The sequence below is a fragment of the Psychrobacter sp. NG25 genome, assembly GCF_015234355.1.
In the GTDB taxonomy this organism is placed as follows: domain Bacteria; phylum Pseudomonadota; class Gammaproteobacteria; order Pseudomonadales; family Moraxellaceae; genus Psychrobacter.
Map to the genome: position 1 here is coordinate 223,838 of NZ_JADGMV010000005.1, position 17,902 is coordinate 241,739.

Consider the following 17,902-nt stretch of genomic DNA (forward strand, 5'->3'; position numbering starts at 1 on the left):
CAATCCAAAGGGTGGATTGACAGGTCATAAATAAATAAGATGGTAAAGAAGCTAGGCTATAATGTCAATGTTTCAGAGGCGCGCATTGACGGTGGATACAAGACAACTATAAAGAAAGGAAAGTATGCGCTTTTATATTAGATCCAGTGTCTCTGCTATGTCCATAATCGCTTGCCAATGCTTTGGCTCTAGCGGAATAACCGTCAACTGCTGACAGCCTTTTTTAAGTAACAATGAATCTTCAAGCGCTGGCAAAAACTTAAGATCTAGTAGTGGTATGACATCAGTAAAGGCATGCTCAAATTTGACATCTACCATATACCAGCGTGGCTCATCTTCGGTGGCAATAGGATCGTAATGGCGATGTTCAGGATGAAACTGGGTTGGATCAGGGTAGCCCGCTTTGCTAATCGTCATGATGCCAGCCACACCTGATGGTTTGGCGCTAGAATGATAAAAAATAACTTGGTCACCGACTTTCATGTCATCGCGCATAAAGTTGCGGGCACGATAATTACGTACGCCATCCCAACGGTCCGTTTTCAAACGCTGCAAGTCCTCAATACCAAAAAACTTTGGATTAGATTTCATCAACCAGTAAGCCATATTTTTATCCAGTTAATTATTATGGTTTTGTTAGGGGCGTTGTCACCAGCCGTTAACCGATGGTAATAGTAGCTATTTTGCCAATAAGAGAATGTAGTTAACATGAGTGTTTGTTACTGGTTTTGTTATTGAAGTGATTTTCTTTAAGAGAGTCTTTTTTTTACTGAATTTAGGCGTTATCCTAGCGCTACTTTCTGCTAATGACAGCAGCAACGCATTTATAGATAAATCCTTTTATGTCAAATATCAATATCGTTAACGATTCACAGCACACTGATACCTCTAATGACTTTACTGTTAGTGAAATAGCAGTGAGTGCCATTCCATTAGCACTATATATTCATATTCCATGGTGTGTAAAAAAATGTCCCTATTGCGACTTTAACTCGCATGAGCTACCGATAGACAGTCAGATATCGATGTATGACGAATACGTAGATACACTGCTGCTAGATGCAAGCATGCAGCAATCACTAGCCCAAGGGCGCGATATTAGTTCAATATTTATCGGCGGAGGCACGCCATCACTATTACCGATTGCACAGTATCGACGACTATTTGCTAGCTTACGCAATACCTTTACATTCGCTGATGATATAGAAGTGACCATGGAAGCCAATCCTGGCACGCTAGAGCATGCACCCTTTGCTCAATACCTAGACGTCGGTATCAATCGTCTGTCGATTGGTGTACAGAGCTTTGCTGCTGATAAGTTGACCACGCTTGGACGCATACACGATCCTGCTCAAGCCCTATCTGCCATTCATGCTGCACGTGCTGCTGGCTTTGAGCGCGTCAATGTCGATCTGATGCATGGGCTGCCGAAGCAAACGATGAGTGAAGCATTGGATGATATTCAAATGGCGCATGATGCAGGGGCGACACATATCTCTTGGTATCAGCTGACGATTGAGCCCAATACCGTGTTTTATCGTAGTCAGCCTATTTTGCCAGACGAAGACAATTTGGCAGATATTGAACAAGCGGGTCAAGCACTATTGCAACAATTGGGCTATAACAATTATGAAGTGTCTGCTTGGGCAGGGGAGTTAGATAAGCCCTGCCGCCACAATGTCAACTATTGGCAATTTGGGGATTATCTGGCTATTGGGGCTGGGGCGCATGGCAAAGTGACAATTAGTCATAAAGCGACGATGCATCACAAAGCTAGCGAAACAGCAGAAACGAATAAAGCACTAAAGAGCGAGCTGTTAATAAAGTCTGGCATTTATCGTTTTAGTAAGTCGCGATTGCCGAAAGACTATGTAGGGCATTTAGAGGCTAATGAGCAATCTATCGCAAGCCAAAATACCCCAAAGATGGTGGGCTGGCAAGAAATTGATAATGATGAGCTGGTCAGTGAGTTTATGCTAAATGCGCTGCGCCTACATGGCGGGGTAGCTTGGTCATTGTTTCAAGAGAGAACAGGATTAAGCGCTAAGAGTATTGCCTTATCAGTAGACAAGCTCGTGGCTCAAGGTCTGTTGATAGACAGTGCTGAGCGGTTACAGCCAACAGAATTAGGGCAGCGTTATCTCAATCAGATATTACGAGAGTTTTTATAGCACTATATTTCAATGGTAGTGCAAAAGCATGATAAGCATTAAATAAAGGAATAAAAAAAGGCTTACCAAATAAATGATAAGCCTTTTAAATATCTAACGTATTAATACTTAGATTTTGTTTTGAACTTCTTGAGCACTACCACTAACAGCATTACCAGCGCTTGATACGTCTTGGCCTAGACCTTTAAAAGTGTTACAACCAGTTAGTACAAACATAGCGGTCAAAGATGCGATGATTACTTTTTTCATAATAGTATCCTCAAAAAATAAATGAAGTGTTAAAAATAATAACAGCGATGCCAAGCGTAATGCTTAACACTCACTGAAGGTTAATTAGATAGAGAGATAATTATAGGTAATAACCATCTCTCTATCCGTTACAGCCATCATAGTGAAAGTTAAAAACGGTGCACAGTATCAAAATGTAATTATTGGCAGTAAACTGTAACTTTCGATTACTTATCGATGATAAACACAAATAATAAGTTTCGACCACTGACGGAGTTAGTATGACCATCCATATTGTGTTGGTAGCCCCTAAAATGCCCAGTAATACGGGCAATATCATTCGTTTGTGTGCCAATAGCGGGGCACAGCTACATTTAGTCAGACCTTTAGGGTTTGAGCTTGATGACAAGAAGCTCCGCCGTGCAGGTTTGGATTATCATGAATATGCACATCTGCAAGTACATGAGGACTGGACAGCAGCAAGAGAGGCATTGAATGTCGCTGATTGCCATGTGGTTACAGCATTGACTACCAAGTTGAGCAAACCATTTTATGATTATGACTTTAATGGTCTACAAACTAGTGAAAATTTAGAGGGCGCGCATATACCTAAGCAGATGCCTAATATTGCATTGGTATTTGGTTCTGAAACGGCAGGTCTGGCAGATGATATACGCGAAGATATTGGTGCTGATAATTGGTTAAGATTGCCTATGCTAGCTGATTCGCGCAGTCTGAACCTATCCAACAGCGTTGCGATATGTCTATATGAGATATGGCGCCAGCAAGGCTTCGCTGGTGATGAAGGACGTAGTGTCGGTTATGAGACCTTGACGGTATATGATCCTAAATAGCGTTGTTTTTGCTGATTATAGTTGGACCTCTTCCTTTTATAATGTGCTTTTATGGACAGAGGAATGAGTTTTTAACAGATTTTGTTTGCAACAAACATAGTAAGCGAAAAAAATCACCCCAGTAGTAGGTGTTTTTGGTAGGTAGCTTTGTTCAGAACGACGTTCAGAGTGACTTGATATGGTGGTTAGTCATCCATTACAAACAATTGGGTGGCTTCGGTAGGCCTGATAGACGATTGACATGGCGGGCGACCAAACCTGTCTTAAATAGCTGCTGTAGTTTTTGATTACTGATATCGTGCTCAGGCAAGGTTTTCTGCAGCCATTTAATCAGCGGGCGCGTGGCTGGCGCATGATTGAATTTAGCAAAAAACGCCCGTACTTGTTGTAAAATCTGAAAATGCTCAGCTTCCAACTGGACGTCTAACGTGTCGGCCAGTTGCTGTGCGATATTAGGTGTCCAGATAGTATGATCACACAGATGACCATCTTGATCTAATTCAACACTGACTTCAGTATTACTAGGCATTACGGCAGGGGTAGTAGCGTTATCATTATTCATAAGGCAATGGTCACGACTTTATCAAATTGTGTGTCTTGAGTCAGTTCGACCCACTCGTTGTCTGTCAATATTCTACTCAATTTGGCCTCTAAATTAAGCTTGAGAGTCGTATTGGTCGTCAGCTGCGCGACATCATCGGCGAGTGCATAAATACCAGCAATACCATCAATCTCAATATCGCCCAAATAAGCGTCCAACCAGTCGATAAAGGCAACAGTAGTGCCTAGCAGTAAAATGCTATCACCAGTGCGCCACGTGCGTGACATCTCGTCAATACCGCGTCTCAGTGTATCCATTGGACTATGCAATTGATATAACGTTGCCATTTGGTTCTTCCTATCTGCTCAATTAAAAGGTCAGTATTTGCTCAAAGTCTTGTGAGTTAACGACTTCTGGTATCAACGTCAGTTGTGATGCCAAATCTGTTGGCAGCATGCCCGTGACCCAACCACTGAATACATCATCAGGCAGCCAAGCTGCTGGCATGTCGTATAGCTCAAGTGACTGAATCATGCCATGCAAACGCGATTCAGACTGCATCAATAGGCCAAAAACAGGTGCATCCAAATATAATTGTACGTCATGACCAAAGGTCGCTAGCGTTAGCGCAAGTGCGCAGCCCTCATAGCTGGCCATTTCAGTCGGCGTATGCAACTGAATTAATAATTTCATGGTTAAATCCTAATCTGATTACTTGCGTGATGATTGTCGTCTTTGCAATCATATCTTCCAAGCCAAAATATCTCAAAACGGTGCGTTGTCAAAATTGAATCAGGCGGCAGTCTTCTTGCATCATCATCGCAAGCTCACTCAGTCCGACCAGCGAAAATCCTGTTGCAAGATTGTCACCATTTAGCTGATGGCGTGAGCTATTATCCGTGTCACTAATCCCGCGACTGAGAGCAGTACTGACGCAGACGGGTAGCGATAATTGATACTGCTCGGCAAGGTTTTGCCATTCTTTGGTCAAATCAACTTGCTCTGCGGACTGCCAGCGTAGGCGGTTGGCAGTATGGGCAGCATCTCCATAAAAAAAGACATTTAACGTTTCACTGCTATTCGCATTTTCTTTGCTGGAAGTGTTTTTAAGATAAGCACGAGCATAACGTAGCGCTAGAGAGCCAAGTGGATGACTGGGATCAGCGGTAATCAGAAGTAAAGGAGGCATGGTTGTCATAAGGATTCTTGTCGATCGTCAATGCTAAAGGTGTTTATGCTACCATAAAGCGCTCAAAAGCAAAGCGCGTCAGTGTGATTAAAAGTGGTTTTATCATAAATACTGGCATATATTAGTATGGTTGTCAGATTCGGTGACTACCTCGTAAGAAAAAACGCTAATATTATGCGCTAGGTTCACGTAGTCTTATCATTCCATGTAAGGAGTTTATTTACCTATGTTACCTGCTATGCCTTCACGCGAGACCCATGGTACAGATAATCAGCCTACAGTAGAGCAGCTGCAAGTATTGCAGACGGCGAGTGAGTTTGCTTATCAAATTTGGGAGAGCCGTACGGTCTCATGCCAAACTTTTTTGCGCAGCTACCCATTAGATCATACCTTAACGCGCCAGCAAATCGATGATCTGATACAAGACTATACTTTGGATGAGAACTATCAGATCGCTGATGAAGACAAGGTAATGAAAGGATTACGTGATTTGCGTACTCTACTGATGATGCGTTGGATCTGGCAAGATGCCTTACAGCTGATCTCACTTGAGCAGTTGACTGATGAACTCTCTGAGTTTGCAGGGGGTTGTATCTCTTTTGCCAAAGATTATACCTATCAGCATCTGATCAAGCAGTATGGCGAACCAACTTTTATTGATGCCAAAGGTAATGTGCAAATCGACGATATGGCCATCATGGCTATGGGAAAACTTGGTGCCCATGAGCTAAATTTATCTAGTGATATCGATCTCATTTTTGTCCATCAAGCACGTGGTGAAACCAATGGTGATAAGGCCAAAGGTACTCGTAGCATAGACAACAAGCGCTTTATGACTCGATTGGGTCAAGGCATTATTAAATTGCTTGATCATACAACGGCTGATGGTTTTGTCTTTCGCGTGGATATGCGTCTACGTCCGTGGGGAGATGGTAGCGACTTGGCTATTCATTTGTCAGCGCTGCAAAAATACTTTTCTCAACATGGCCGCGCATGGGAACGTTTTGCTTGGCTAAAAGCCCGCGTAGTCGGGCAGTTAGAGCAGCCATTCTATGATGAGTTACAAGCGCTCATCAGGCCATTCGTTTTTCGCTACTATGTCGACTACAGTGCTTTTTCGGCACTAAGAGAAATGAAGTCTCTCATTCAAAACCAAGTGGCACAGCGTGAAGATTTAGACAATATTAAGCTTGGTGCAGGCGGTATCAGAGATATTGAGTTCATCGTACAAGCGTTTCAGTTGATTTATGGCGGAAGACATCCTCAGCTGCAGATTAAATCCTGTTTGGACGCGATGAAGGTACTATATAAACTTAAATATTTGGAGCTTGAGACCTATAAGAAATTACAAGCCGCGTATCGGTTTTTGCGCCGGCTTGAACATGCGATTCAGGCGATTAATGATCAGCAGACCCAGCGCTTACCACATGATACACAGTGGCAATATAATCTGGCTATCACACTTGGGTTCGAGGACTGGGCTGCGCTACTCAACACGCTCAATCAGCATCGAAATAATGTAAATGTTCCATTCGAGCGCATGGTCACCGAACGTCAAGTGCCGGATCAGGAAGATGCTAGCCTTGAGCCAAAAGATCTTGATGAGCAGATTGCACGACTGGACAACGTACTCACGGAAAAAAATCGAGATCTATTAGATAATTTTTGGCAGTCAAAATTGGTTGCCAACTTAAGTGAAGAAGCCAGAGAACGTCTAGATGATGCGTATCCTGTCATCGTCCACGCGCTGTTGGCACATCAGGACCAGCAGCAACTTGCGAATACAGCGTTGCCTCGTCTTATCTCGTTGCTTGAAGCGATTTGTCGTCGTTCCATCTACTTAGTGATGATCGCAGAAAACCCCAATGCAACGATTGAGCTGATTCCGATGCTATCAGCCAGTCCTTGGATTGCAAAAGAGCTGGCACACTATCCTGTACTGCTAGATACTTTTTTACAGCAGCGCTATCATCATTTGCCTGATAAACGTGAGCTACGCGATATTCTACGTCAACAATTACTACGCGTAGAGCCTAATGACGAAGAGAAACTGCTCAGCGTCGTACGGCTGTTCAAAAAGAACCAAATATTGGCGGTAGCGGCTAGCGATATATTAGCTGCGCGTCCGATTATGAAGGTATCTGACTCTTTGACCTATATCGCTGCAGTAGTACTAGAAGCTGTATTAGAGCGAGCTTTTGCAGAGATAGTCAGGCGTTATGGCTATCCTATTGGCCAAGATGGCGATCCTGTAACCGAAGCGGATTGCGGTTTTGCTATTATTGGTTACGGTAAGCTTGGTGGATTAGAGCTGTCATATTCCTCAGACTTGGATTTGGTGTTTTTACACAAGATAAAAGAGCAGGGTATGACCACGGGCGAAAAGTCTGTCAGTGGAATGAAGTTTGCCGCGCGCCTGGTACAAAAATTAATGAACTATCTCAATACGCAAACTCGAGATGGCCGTGCTTACGAGATTGATATGCGTCTGCGCCCATCAGGTAACGCCGGTATGATGGTGGTGTCATGTGATGCTTTTGAGACGTACCAACTAGATAAGGCATGGTCATGGGAGCATCAAGCATTGGTGCGTGCTCGCGCGATTTGTGGCGATAGACGAGTAACAGCACGCTTTTGTGATATTCGCCGAAATGTACTGGCATTGCCGCGTACGCTAGAGCAGGTACGTACGGAAGTCACCAGTATGCGTATCAAGATGCAAAAGCATCTAGGTACCAACCAATGGCAACAGAAATCTGGTAAGTTCCATCTCAAACAAGATGCAGGCGGGATAATCGATATTGAGTTCCTAGCACAATTTGCGGTATTGGCTTACTCGCATGAGCATCCAAGCTTGACCAAATGGAGTGACAACGTCCGTATCTTTGAGGAAGTTGCCTTACTTGGCATTTGGGAGGCGCAAGTCTGTCAAGATTTGACAGATGCTTATCTAAGAATTCGTGCAGCTACCCATCAATTGGCATTGTCAGAGCAATCATTGTTGGTTGACGAGTCGTTATGGAAAGAAACACGGGCTTTAGTACAAGACCAATGGAAACATTTGATGGGCGTCGATACAGCAGATGAAGAGTAGGATGGATATTCAGTTTTTCAACTATAAATAATAGCCTACTATGTCCAAACCAAAAGAGTTCATTTGCTAAGACTGCCAGTGATATAATCGGTCACACATCGTAATACTACTGGCAATTCTTCATCATTTATTAGTGACAATAAGGCTGAATTTTAGCAATAAAATTTGATGCAGTGGTGTTATCATATGATGTTGATAAATACTATGAAATATAATCTACTTAAAAAAGTTAGACGTTAGCGCTAGCATAAGGACTACAAAATGAACATGGCAACACAAGACGGTAAGCTTTGGATGAATGGCACAATGATTGAGCAGCCAGATGCTAAAGTTCACGTACTGACTCACAGCTTGCATTATGGCATGGCTGTATTTGAAGGTGTGCGTGCTTACCAAACTGCGGATAATCGTACTGCTATTTTTCGTCTAAAAGAGCATACCGAGCGTTTATTAGGATCTGCAAAAATATTTCAAATGGATGTACCGTTCGATGCAGCGACTCTAGAGCAAGCGCATAAAGATGTGGTCAAACAAAACAACTTGGCAGAAGCCTATATCCGTCCATTAATTTGGGTTGGTGCAGAAAAGCTAGGTCTGTCTTCGCGTGATAACAGTATCAATGCGATGGTTGCGGCTTGGCATTGGGGTGCGTATCTTGGTGACGAAGGTATCAAAAACGGTATCCGCGTGAAAACGTCTTCATTTACACATCATATGACCAATGTGACGATGTGTAAGGCGAAAGCTTCAAGTAACTATCCAGTGTCTATCATGGCCAATCAAGAAGTGACTCGTAACGGCTATGACGAAGCTATTTTGATGGATCCACAGGGCTACGTTTGCCAAGGTGCTGGCGAGAACTTGTTCTTAGTGAAAGATGGTGTATTGCATACTCCTGACTTAGCTGGTGGTGCGCTAGATGGTATCACTCGCCGTACTATCATTCAGTTCGCTGATGATCTAGGTATTAAAGTCGTTGAGCGCCGTATTACTCGTGATGAGTTTTACTTAGCGGATGAGATATTTATGACAGGTACTGCTGCTGAAGTGACACCTATTCGTGAATATGATGATCGCACGGTCGGTAACGGTGGCCGCGGACCCTTGACTGAAAAGCTACAAACTTTATACTTTGATGTAGTACACGGTCGCAATGAGCAATATATGGATTGGTTAAGCTTTATTGATTAACAATGCAGTTACTTTGAAAAACTAAAAAAGACTGAACGTAATTGTTCAGTCTTTTTTTTATGCTAATATAGCCATCATATTTATTCATACCGTTAAAGTGAGCAGTCAATGCCAATAGATTCTGATACAGCAGATAATAAAAATATCAAACAAATTATTTGTATTAAATGGGGTACAAAGTACGGAGCTGATTATGCCAATAAACTATATGGCATGGTGTCTCGTAATATTACGCCGCCATTTCGTTTTGTGTGCTTTACAGACGATACCACCGATGTGCGTCCAGAAATCGAATGCCAAGCATTGCCGCCGTTAGATGTCACTATGCCAACCAATACACTAGGTAAGTGGCCAAAATCTCGTTTATGGGGTGAAAAGCTTGGCGATTTAACCGGTACAGTACTGTTTGTAGACTTGGATGTGATTATCGTCGATAGCCTCGATCCTTTCTTTGAGTATGGCAAGCCGGAGGATGTTATTTTATCTTATAACCCGAGCAACCCGTTGGAGCGTTTGGGACAGACTTCTTGTTTCAGATTCCAGATAGGTTCGCTTGTTTCACTACAAGAAAAATTTAAGGCGGATCCACAAGGTATCGCTGATGAGTATCGTTTTGAGCAGCGTTTTGTCACTCGTAACGCACCAGGTGGCGTGAAGCTGTTTCCAAAGGCATGGGTGGCGCACTTTAGACGTAAGTGTCGTCAACCTTTCCCGTTTAACTACTTTAAAGAACCAAAGATTCCTAAAGGTGCTCGTCTGGTTATTTTCCCTGGTGATTTATACCCTACGCATGCAATTGATGGCATGTATAATAAAAATGCGGCTAATAATGCTAAAGATCATTTGAAAAGAATTACTGAGCCCAAAAACTTGAAACGCCCTTTACGACATTTACGCCACTTTATCTTGCCAGTAACTTGGATTGAGAAATACTGGAAGGAGTAGGCTTAGCTCTATATCTGAGTATTATCACATTAGACGTAATTAACACTGATGTTTTATAGCCTTGTAAATAACTAAGGCTAGAGTATTTTTTAGTGAACGGATAGAACTATGAAAACAAACGATACCATCAGAGTCTTTGTAGGCTGTGACCCAAATAACTGTGATCTAGAGCAGATGATGGTTCTAGATTATAGTATCCATAAACATACCAGTGTGCCAGTAGAAATAGTGTGGATGCAGCTCTCACGTGACCCTGATAGTTATTGGTATTCTAACCCTGAAACTGGTAAAGGCTGGGATACCACCAAGTGGTCAACGCCTTTTTCAGGTTTTAGATGGGCGATTCCAGAGTATTGCAATTATTCTGGACGTGCGATCTATATGGATGCTGACGTCGTTGTTTTAGATGATTTAGCAAAATTATGGCAGCATCCTATTGAAGGACAGTCCATAGTAGCGGCTAAAACGAATGCTGATATGACTCGGTTATGTACTTGCGTTTGGGATTGTGAAGCTGCAAAGTCTGTCATTTTACCTATCGAGAAACTCAAAAAAGACCCTAAAAGCCACAAAGAAATGATGGCGGTATTCAAGAAAAATACTCAGCTGATTGAGTCTTATCAAGACAGCTATAACTGCATTGATGGTGAAGACTTAGCGATAGAGGACATCAAAGTCTTGCATTACTCAGATATGGGAACGCAATTCAGTCACAAATATTCGTTACCCAGAGTGAGCAAGGAAGGCATCAAGCATTGGTTCGATGGTGAAATAATGCCGCATCCAAGACAAGATTTGGTCGACCTTTTTGATGAGTATTATAATGAAGCGCTTGCCGCTGGATATCATTTAGACAGTTATCGAATTGAACCTTTCGGTAGTTTTCCAAAAAAATCTCAACAAGGTTATACTGGTAATAAAGTCACGCGTGCTGAGAAGCATAAAAAAAAATCATTTTTCGCAAGATTATTAAAAAATTAATCTCTTGCTGACTAAGAACTTTCGAGGGTTTAATGAAAAAGCTCATTATTAGTTTAGAAGATGCCCAAGATAGAAGGCAGCACATCGCAGAGCAGTTTGAAAATAAAAATATTCCTTATGAATTTTTTGATGCAATCGACGCCACTCAAATTGATGCTATCGCGAGAGAATTAAATATATCAATTGCGAATACGCTATTAGGAAAAAACGAAATTGCTTGTTTTTTGAGTCACGCGAGCATTTGGCAGTTAGCAGTGGATAACAACTATCCTTACGTTTGCATTTTTGAAGATGATGTTTATCTTGGTGAAGATTCAGAATTTTATTTGAATAATATTTCAGAATGGAAGCCTGATGACGCTCATATATTAAAACTTGAAGTTTATAATAAAACCATTAACATTAGCGGAAGCGCTAAAAGCTTACAAATTGGTGACAGAAATCTTGTAAAACTAGCGACAAAGCATACAGGCTGTGCTGGTTATGTTATAACACTCGAAACGGCGCACACTTTACTAGATATAGTGAGAAATTATGACCAACTAATTCCTGTCGATCATATTGTTTTTGGTGATTTTCTACATAGCTACGCAGCCAATATATATCAGATTGTGCCTGCAATTTGTATTCAAAGTCAACGTCATAACCTCACTACACCTCTCACAAGTTATCTTGAGTCTGAAAGAAAAATCAGGTTTGGAACGCCTAAAACTGAGAAAACAATTGTCAGTAAGGTATTTAAAGAAGGAAAGCGATTAACTAAACAACTTAGCAATACTGTTGATAAAATCAACCTTAAATTAAAAGGGGTTAAAGCACTAAAACTAACTTTTAGATAATAATAGGCTATCTGAGAATTAACGCTTAAACGTATAGTCTAAACAAATGACAAAACATGATAGTCATCATACCTTAGATCATCCTACCAATATTTAATGTGCAAGAGCAGTATACAAGTATTTTATTTGTTACAATATAATTTTGTCAGCGTGAAACTGCCGAACTCATAGGTTGTTAGGGTCTTCCCACTAAATACTGTTCTCACCATGCAGTGATTTTGCTAATGTAAATGCAGTGCTCATATACTGAAGTCGATTGAATATATTCAATAGAATTCGACCGGAAAAAGTGCGGAGTTGGCAAAACTGTTTATATCGTCTACGCATATTACAAAAGGTATCATCGTTTCTAAGCCTAAATTAAGTCAAGCCATCAAATGATTATTGATCGTCCTCTACAAATTTCTGTTTCTAGCTAGGGCTTATAATTGGCGGCATTCAATAACACAATGTCGTATTACAAATATTATAGTAAAATAAACCTAACAGAGTTAAGCTATTTTGAATTAAGTTTATAGGATTCTTTATGACTAACAATGTCATTTCAGCGCAAAAAATGAACAAGACCAAACTTAAAAAAAAGGTATTGCTGGTAATTAACTGTCTTCAAGGCGGCGGTGCGGAGCGTGTGGTATTGACGTTAGGTCAAGGGTTTTATGAATTGGGCTATGAAGTACATATTCTAAGATTCAAACCATTGGTAGAGTATGAGTTGAGTCCAGACCTTCATTATCATGTGCTCAAATTTAAACCTTACAAGCTCATACCAGGATCCGAAAGGCGTGATAAGATTTTTGCGCGTTCTGTCGATAAGTATGTTTCACAAAATATCGGTCAGCCTGACATGATACTTTCTAATCTTGATCGTGCGGACAGTATTTTGAGTAATAGTAAGCTACCAAACATCACCTATATCATTCATAACACCGTATCGCTGCTTTACAAGTTCAATAAAAATCAAGATGCTGAGCAATTAAAAAGAAAAATGGTCGAGATTTATTCTAAACATCCTTGTGTCTGTGTGAGTGAGGGTGCTGAAAAGGATTTCATCAAAAGCTTTGGCAATATCACACCAACGGCAGCCATCCACAATCCGATTGATAGAGACAATATTCAAAAACAGGCCAACGCTTTTGTTCCTGAATATCAGAACTATATTATTCATGTAGGAAGCTTCAAAGATGCGAAGCGTCACGATGTATTGATAAAAGCCTACGCAAAGACTGATCAATCTATGCCGTTGTTGCTCTTAGGCCAAGGCAAGCATAAAAATGAGATAGAGAATTTAGTCACAGCGTTAAAACTAGAAAATAAGGTGGTGTTTTTAGGCTTTCACGAAAATCCTTTTCCTTATATCAAACATGCACAATTTAAGGTACTGACTTCAGATTGGGAAGGCTTTGCTTTAGTTATTGCTGAAGCTTTAGTGCTAGGTACGCCAGTTATAAGCACCAACTGTCCGTCAGGCCCGAGTGAGCTGCTACCTGAAAGCAACTTGATGCCGATGGGAGATATTGAAGCCATTGCCGAAAAAATGCGTCAGGCTATGAGCAACCCACAACAGTTTCATGCCCCGTTTGATGAATCACTGCTTCCAGTCAAAATAGCTGAGAAATATCTAGAATTCTCTCAAAGACCAGATGTCATAAAGTGATACTGTCAAATCCTCTTTATACTCAAAATACTCACTTTTAAGAAAGTTTAAAATGACTAACAATGCCATGAGCATAAGCAATAATTTACCTAGAGAAAATAAGAAAAAATACTTTTAGTCATCAACTGCCTACAAGGTGGTGGTGCTGAGCGTGTTGTACTTACATTAGGGCAGGGCTTTTATGAGTTGGGATATGAAGTACATGTTTTAAGATTCAAGCCTCGGGTAGAGTATGATCTTAATCCGAACCTAAATTATCATTTAATTAACTTTAAGAAATATAAATTCATACCAAAACTAGAGCGTCGTGACAAATTTTTTTCAGGTGTGGTTGATAGATATGTCTCAAAGAAAATTGGTCAGCCGGATATTATCCTATCAAACCTTGATCGTGCGGATAATATTCTTAGCCACAGCAAAATGCTCAATATTATCTATGTGATTCACACTACGCTATCATTATCATACAAGTTCAAAAATTTAGATGATGAGCAGAAAAAACTAGCGTTTTCTGACATTTACTCAAAGAATAGCTGCGTATGTGTTAGTAACGGCGTTAAAAAAGATTTTTTAGAAAATTTTGGTGATATCACACCAATGGCAGCTATTCATAACCCGATAGATAGAGATTGTATTCGAAAACTAGGTGATGCGTTCGTTCCTGAGTATCAGAACTATATTATTCATGTGGGTAGTTTTAAAGAGGCAAAACGTCATGACGTGCTGCTAAGAGCTTATGCCAAAACAGATCAGTCGCTGCCTTTATTGCTTTTAGGTAAAGGCAAGCTTAAGAATGATATAGAGCAATTGGTGGTCGAACTCAATTTAGAAAAGAAGGTGGTTTTTTTAGGTTTCCATGAAAACCCTTTCCCTTATATAAAACATGCGCGGTTTAAAGTATTAACTTCCGATTGGGAAGGGTTTGCTTTGGTCATTGCAGAGTCTCAGGTGTTGGGTACACCAGTCATCAGTACCGACTGTCCTTCAGGTCCAAGTGAGTTATTGCCTCAAAATAACTTAATGCCAATGAGAGATATAGATGCTATTGCTGCTAAATTAAGCTTAGCAATGAAAAATCCAGAGCAATTTCATTCTGAATTTAATGAGGCGTTGCTACCTATCACGATAGCCAAAAAATATATTGAGTTCGCCTCTGATTGTGAGAATGTAGGTGAAAAGGCCTAATCTAACCACCATTTAGACCAATCATCTCTGTGTAATTGCCTTAGCGTGGCAAAAGCACTTTGATTATTTTGTAGTTTTTCGAATACAGCTAATAGTATAGTCGTCGCTAATTTGTCGACTTTAAGGAATTTACTATAGCGTTTACGCATATTTCTTAAGCTATCGTCCGTACCTATACGAAAATAGGTAAGCCCGTCATATAGTGGCAAATCCCCAGCATAAAGTTTTTCAGTTTTTTCATCCAGTAGTGGCATAACCTCAGTATTAGCACTCAACTGTAAAAAACTTTTGGTCTCATGCACCCTCAAGGTATTCATTAGAGTAATGACATTCATCAGAATTGCAGCTCTATTAGTGTCATCTGAATAGTCGATGAAAGTATCGCAAGCTGAAACAATCCAGCGTAATGAGAGATGCTCTAACAGATAATCGCTTTCTACCTCCCAAAGTCTCTCAAATTCAGCAAACGTTTTATCTGTCCTGTATTTGCGACGCATCAATATAACAAGCGTATTGTGATAAAAACAGAGCTCAGAATCACCCAACGATTGATGCTTTAGGTTATTTAAATGGATCTCTAAGTCTGTACTTTTACGTTCATCTGTTAGCGCTTCAATATCGCACAGCGCTTCAGTAATGGTGGTTTCTTTCATCTCGTTAAAGCTTTTGCCATCATAATTTTTCAAAATCTTACCCGCATTCAATCTTTTTTCACTGCGAAATACTAGTAGCAGTTTTTTTTGCCAGTTCGATGATGTGGTCATGTTATTAAAATCCTTCGAGCAAAAAACAAAAGTAGCCGTTAAGTTTTGGCATTACCATTTATATTAGTATGAGTAGTATTGCTTATACCAAGTGACAAACTTTTCGATGCCGTCTTCAATACTGGTATTGGGTTTAAAACCAATATCCTCTACCAAAGCATCTATATTGGCATAAGTGATTGGCACATCGCCTGCTTGCATAGGCAATAGGTTTTCTTCCGCTTTTTTACCGCAGGCACTTTCAATAGCTGTGATAAATCGGCGTAAAGTAATAGGCTGATTATTGCCGATATTATAAATCTTATAAGGCGCGGTAGCTGTGGTAACCGTTGATTTCTGTGGCGCTGGCACTTTATCCATTATCTGCATAATGCCTTTAATAATATCATCAATATAGGTGAAGTCACGTTGCATCTCACCATTGTTGAATACATCGATTGTTTCACCCGCCAGTATTTTTTTGGTAAAAGAAAAATATGCCATGTCTGGTCTGCCATAAGGCCCATAAACGGTAAAAAATCGTAACCCTGTGGTCGGAATGTTATATAAGTGGCTGTAGCTGTGTGCCATCAGTTCATTAGATTTCTTAGTGGCCGCATACAGGCTGATAGGGAAGTCAACACAATCAGTGGTGGTGAAAGGCTGTTTGGTGTTCATACCATAGACAGAGCTAGAGCTGGCATAAATCAGATGCTTTACTTTGTTATGGCGACAGCCTTCGAGCACATTTACAAATCCGACTACATTAGAATCAACATAGGCATTCGGGTTTTCAATAGAGTAGCGTACACCCGCTTGGGCACCTAAGTTAATAACCACGTCGAACTGATAATCTGAAAAGAGAGTTGACATGGCCTCGCGGTCAGCCAAGTCTAATTGAATAAACGTAAATGCTGTAGCCGCTATGTGTTCACTGAGTATGCCCAAACGTTCTTCTTTTAGGCCTATGTCATAATAGTCGTTGAGGTTATCAATGCCTACAATCGAACAATTGTCATTACCAATATTTGCCGTCAACAGTGTGTTTATTAAGTGAAAGCCAATAAATCCTGCTGCTCCAGTGATTAAAACTCTCATTAATCGCTCCCAAATAAGTCTCTAGTGAACACTTTATCTGCTACATCTTTTATATCAGCAGATAAGCGGTTGGCAACAATCACATCACTCATTGATTTAAAAGCTTCTAAGTCATTAATTACTCGTGAATTAAAAAACTCTTTTTCTTCCAATACAGGCTCGTATACGACAACCTCGATGCCCTTTGCTTTAATACGTTTCATGATACCTTGAATGGCAGACGCTCTAAAGTTGTCCGAGCCATTTTTCATAACCAATCTATGTATGCCCACGATCCTAGGATTTTTTTCGATAATTTTATCGGCAATAAAATCTTTACGGGTTCTATTGGAGTCAACAATCGCTTTGATGAGGTTGCTTGGTACTTCATCATAATTGGCCAATAGTTGCTTAGTATCCTTAGGTAGGCAGTAACCACCATAGCCAAATGATGGATTGTTATAATGATTGCCTATACGCGGGTCTAAACCAATACCTTCAATGATTTGCTTGGTATCTAGTCCAAATGTCTGTGCATACGTGTCGAGTTCATTGAAATAGGCTACGCGCATAGCAAGATAAGTGTTTGAGAACAACTTAATAGCTTCTGCTTCAGTTGATGCTACAAAAAGGAGAGGCACTTCTTTTTTAATTGCGCCTTCAAGTAGTAAATTTGCGAATACCGTTGCTTGCTCCGACTGCTCACCTACAATGATTCTAGAAGGATATAGATTATCGTGTAGTGCTTGGCCTTCTCGTAAAAACTCAGGCGAAAAAATAATACGGTCAGTCGCATAACGTTCTCTAATATCTGCCGTATATCCTACTGGCACAGTAGATTTTATGATAATAGTTGCTTGCTGATTTACCAACAGCACTTGCTCAATCACGGCTTCTACAGTTGACGTATTAAAGTAATTGGTTTTAACATCATAGTCGGTTGGCGTGGCTATAATGATAAAGTCAGCATCCTGGTAAGCTGTTTTCGCGTCAAGTGTTGCAGAAAAATTTAGATTTTTATTGGATAAAAAATCTTCAATGTCCGTATCTTCAATAGGGGACTGCTTTGCATTTAATAGGTCAATTTTTTCAGGGACAATATCCACTGCAATAACGTCATTATGCTGTGCTAGCAGCATTGCATTTGATAGGCCGACATAACCTGTACCTACTACTGCTATTTTCATAATATATCCAAATAATTTTTAAG

Annotated in this window: 18 protein-coding genes; 9 read left to right on the forward strand and 9 right to left on the reverse strand. The window is 40.6% G+C overall.

Annotated elements, in window-relative coordinates; all coding sequences use genetic code 11:
- Positions 1–132 precede the first annotated feature (132 nt).
- Complete coding sequence (locus IPZ60_RS09395; RefSeq protein WP_194197531.1) at positions 133–606, reverse strand: EVE domain-containing protein; 474 nt, start codon at positions 604–606, stop codon at positions 133–135.
- A 236-nt stretch (positions 607–842) separates the two neighbouring features.
- On the opposite strand from IPZ60_RS09395, the gene hemW reads away from it, so the two are divergent.
- The gene (hemW, locus tag IPZ60_RS09400; protein WP_194197532.1) at positions 843–2,171 is read left to right on the forward strand and encodes a radical SAM family heme chaperone HemW; all 1,329 of its coding nucleotides are present in this window, start codon (positions 843–845) and stop codon (positions 2,169–2,171) included.
- Positions 2,172–2,279: 108 nt separating this feature from the next.
- Here hemW and IPZ60_RS09405 read toward each other — a convergent pair whose 3' ends face one another.
- Positions 2,280–2,420, reverse strand: coding sequence for an entericidin A/B family lipoprotein (locus tag IPZ60_RS09405; protein WP_068035587.1), 141 nt, complete (start codon positions 2,418–2,420; stop codon positions 2,280–2,282).
- Positions 2,421–2,680: 260 nt separating this feature from the next.
- Here IPZ60_RS09405 and IPZ60_RS09410 point away from each other — a divergent pair, with 260 nt between their 5' ends.
- Complete coding sequence (locus tag IPZ60_RS09410; protein WP_194197533.1) at positions 2,681–3,253, forward strand: tRNA (cytidine(34)-2'-O)-methyltransferase; 573 nt, start codon at positions 2,681–2,683, stop codon at positions 3,251–3,253.
- Positions 3,254–3,449: 196 nt separating this feature from the next.
- Here IPZ60_RS09410 and IPZ60_RS09415 read toward each other — a convergent pair whose 3' ends face one another.
- From IPZ60_RS09415 to tusD, 4 genes are all read right to left on the reverse strand, one after another.
- Complete coding sequence (locus IPZ60_RS09415; protein WP_227669323.1) at positions 3,450–3,782, reverse strand: TusE/DsrC/DsvC family sulfur relay protein; 333 nt, start codon at positions 3,780–3,782, stop codon at positions 3,450–3,452.
- A gap of 29 nt (positions 3,783–3,811) precedes the next feature.
- A complete protein-coding gene (locus IPZ60_RS09420; protein WP_110922924.1) occupies positions 3,812–4,141 on the reverse strand; it encodes a hypothetical protein in 330 nt (109 codons plus the stop codon).
- Positions 4,142–4,163: 22 nt separating this feature from the next.
- Positions 4,164–4,487: a hypothetical protein gene (locus IPZ60_RS09425; protein WP_194197535.1), complete on the reverse strand. Its 324-nt coding sequence runs from the start codon at positions 4,485–4,487 to the stop codon at positions 4,164–4,166.
- An 88-nt stretch (positions 4,488–4,575) separates the two neighbouring features.
- Complete coding sequence (tusD, locus tag IPZ60_RS09430) at positions 4,576–4,992, reverse strand: sulfurtransferase complex subunit TusD (protein WP_194197536.1); 417 nt, start codon at positions 4,990–4,992, stop codon at positions 4,576–4,578.
- Positions 4,993–5,209: 217 nt separating this feature from the next.
- Here tusD and glnE point away from each other — a divergent pair, with 217 nt between their 5' ends.
- From glnE to IPZ60_RS14320, 7 genes are all read left to right on the forward strand, one after another.
- Positions 5,210–8,077: a bifunctional [glutamate--ammonia ligase]-adenylyl-L-tyrosine phosphorylase/[glutamate--ammonia-ligase] adenylyltransferase gene (gene glnE / locus IPZ60_RS09435; protein WP_194197537.1), complete on the forward strand. Its 2,868-nt coding sequence runs from the start codon at positions 5,210–5,212 to the stop codon at positions 8,075–8,077.
- A gap of 261 nt (positions 8,078–8,338) precedes the next feature.
- Complete coding sequence (locus IPZ60_RS09440; RefSeq protein ID WP_194197538.1) at positions 8,339–9,268, forward strand: branched-chain amino acid transaminase; 930 nt, start codon at positions 8,339–8,341, stop codon at positions 9,266–9,268.
- A gap of 108 nt (positions 9,269–9,376) precedes the next feature.
- The gene (locus IPZ60_RS09445; RefSeq protein WP_194197539.1) at positions 9,377–10,213 is read left to right on the forward strand and encodes a glycosyl transferase; all 837 of its coding nucleotides are present in this window, start codon (positions 9,377–9,379) and stop codon (positions 10,211–10,213) included.
- Positions 10,214–10,321: 108 nt separating this feature from the next.
- Entirely contained in the window at positions 10,322–11,194 is an 873-nt protein-coding gene (locus tag IPZ60_RS09450) for a glycosyltransferase (RefSeq protein ID WP_194197540.1), read from the forward strand.
- 32 nt (positions 11,195–11,226) lie between these two features.
- Positions 11,227–12,033, forward strand: coding sequence for a glycosyltransferase family 25 protein (locus IPZ60_RS09455; protein WP_194197541.1), 807 nt, complete (start codon positions 11,227–11,229; stop codon positions 12,031–12,033).
- 526 nt (positions 12,034–12,559) lie between these two features.
- Complete coding sequence (locus tag IPZ60_RS09460; RefSeq protein WP_227669314.1) at positions 12,560–13,687, forward strand: glycosyltransferase; 1,128 nt, start codon at positions 12,560–12,562, stop codon at positions 13,685–13,687.
- Between the two features lie 120 nt (positions 13,688–13,807).
- A complete protein-coding gene (locus tag IPZ60_RS14320) occupies positions 13,808–14,872 on the forward strand; it encodes a glycosyltransferase (RefSeq protein WP_320108730.1) in 1,065 nt (354 codons plus the stop codon).
- Here the strand turns inward: IPZ60_RS14320 and IPZ60_RS09470 are convergent.
- From IPZ60_RS09470 to IPZ60_RS09480, 3 genes are all read right to left on the reverse strand, one after another.
- Entirely contained in the window at positions 14,869–15,636 is a 768-nt protein-coding gene (locus IPZ60_RS09470; protein ID WP_194197542.1) for a hypothetical protein, read from the reverse strand. The genes IPZ60_RS14320 and IPZ60_RS09470 overlap by 4 nt on opposite strands.
- A 63-nt stretch (positions 15,637–15,699) precedes the next feature.
- Positions 15,700–16,713: an NAD-dependent epimerase gene (locus tag IPZ60_RS09475; RefSeq protein WP_194197543.1), complete on the reverse strand. Its 1,014-nt coding sequence runs from the start codon at positions 16,711–16,713 to the stop codon at positions 15,700–15,702.
- The gene (locus IPZ60_RS09480) at positions 16,713–17,879 is read right to left on the reverse strand and encodes a nucleotide sugar dehydrogenase (RefSeq protein WP_194197544.1); all 1,167 of its coding nucleotides are present in this window, start codon (positions 17,877–17,879) and stop codon (positions 16,713–16,715) included. Before IPZ60_RS09480 ends, IPZ60_RS09475 begins: the two co-directional genes overlap by 1 nt.
- Positions 17,880–17,902: the final 23 nt, after the last annotated feature.

What these genes read in the sequence shown, in the direction of transcription:
- IPZ60_RS09460 (WP_227669314.1), top strand. Translation starts at nt 12,560, where the DNA reads ATGACTAACAATGTCATTTCAGCGCAAAAAATGAACAAGACCAAACTT.
- IPZ60_RS09480 (WP_194197544.1), bottom strand. Translation starts at nt 17,879, where the DNA reads ATGAAAATAGCAGTAGTAGGTACAGGTTATGTCGGCCTATCAAATGCA.
- IPZ60_RS09445 (WP_194197539.1), top strand. Translation starts at nt 9,377, where the DNA reads ATGCCAATAGATTCTGATACAGCAGATAATAAAAATATCAAACAAATT.
- IPZ60_RS09455 (WP_194197541.1), top strand. Translation starts at nt 11,227, where the DNA reads ATGAAAAAGCTCATTATTAGTTTAGAAGATGCCCAAGATAGAAGGCAG.
- IPZ60_RS09395 (WP_194197531.1), bottom strand. Translation starts at nt 606, where the DNA reads ATGGCTTACTGGTTGATGAAATCTAATCCAAAGTTTTTTGGTATTGAG.
- IPZ60_RS09475 (WP_194197543.1), bottom strand. Translation starts at nt 16,713, where the DNA reads ATGAGAGTTTTAATCACTGGAGCAGCAGGATTTATTGGCTTTCACTTA.
- IPZ60_RS09420 (WP_110922924.1), bottom strand. Translation starts at nt 4,141, where the DNA reads ATGGCAACGTTATATCAATTGCATAGTCCAATGGATACACTGAGACGC.
- tusD (WP_194197536.1), bottom strand. Translation starts at nt 4,992, where the DNA reads ATGACAACCATGCCTCCTTTACTTCTGATTACCGCTGATCCCAGTCAT.
- IPZ60_RS09425 (WP_194197535.1), bottom strand. Translation starts at nt 4,487, where the DNA reads ATGAAATTATTAATTCAGTTGCATACGCCGACTGAAATGGCCAGCTAT.
- glnE (WP_194197537.1), top strand. Translation starts at nt 5,210, where the DNA reads ATGTTACCTGCTATGCCTTCACGCGAGACCCATGGTACAGATAATCAG.
- IPZ60_RS09450 (WP_194197540.1), top strand. Translation starts at nt 10,322, where the DNA reads ATGAAAACAAACGATACCATCAGAGTCTTTGTAGGCTGTGACCCAAAT.
- IPZ60_RS09410 (WP_194197533.1), top strand. Translation starts at nt 2,681, where the DNA reads ATGACCATCCATATTGTGTTGGTAGCCCCTAAAATGCCCAGTAATACG.
- IPZ60_RS09405 (WP_068035587.1), bottom strand. Translation starts at nt 2,420, where the DNA reads ATGAAAAAAGTAATCATCGCATCTTTGACCGCTATGTTTGTACTAACT.
- IPZ60_RS09470 (WP_194197542.1), bottom strand. Translation starts at nt 15,636, where the DNA reads ATGACCACATCATCGAACTGGCAAAAAAAACTGCTACTAGTATTTCGC.
- IPZ60_RS09440 (WP_194197538.1), top strand. Translation starts at nt 8,339, where the DNA reads ATGAACATGGCAACACAAGACGGTAAGCTTTGGATGAATGGCACAATG.
- hemW (WP_194197532.1), top strand. Translation starts at nt 843, where the DNA reads ATGTCAAATATCAATATCGTTAACGATTCACAGCACACTGATACCTCT.
- IPZ60_RS09415 (WP_227669323.1), bottom strand. Translation starts at nt 3,782, where the DNA reads ATGCCTAGTAATACTGAAGTCAGTGTTGAATTAGATCAAGATGGTCAT.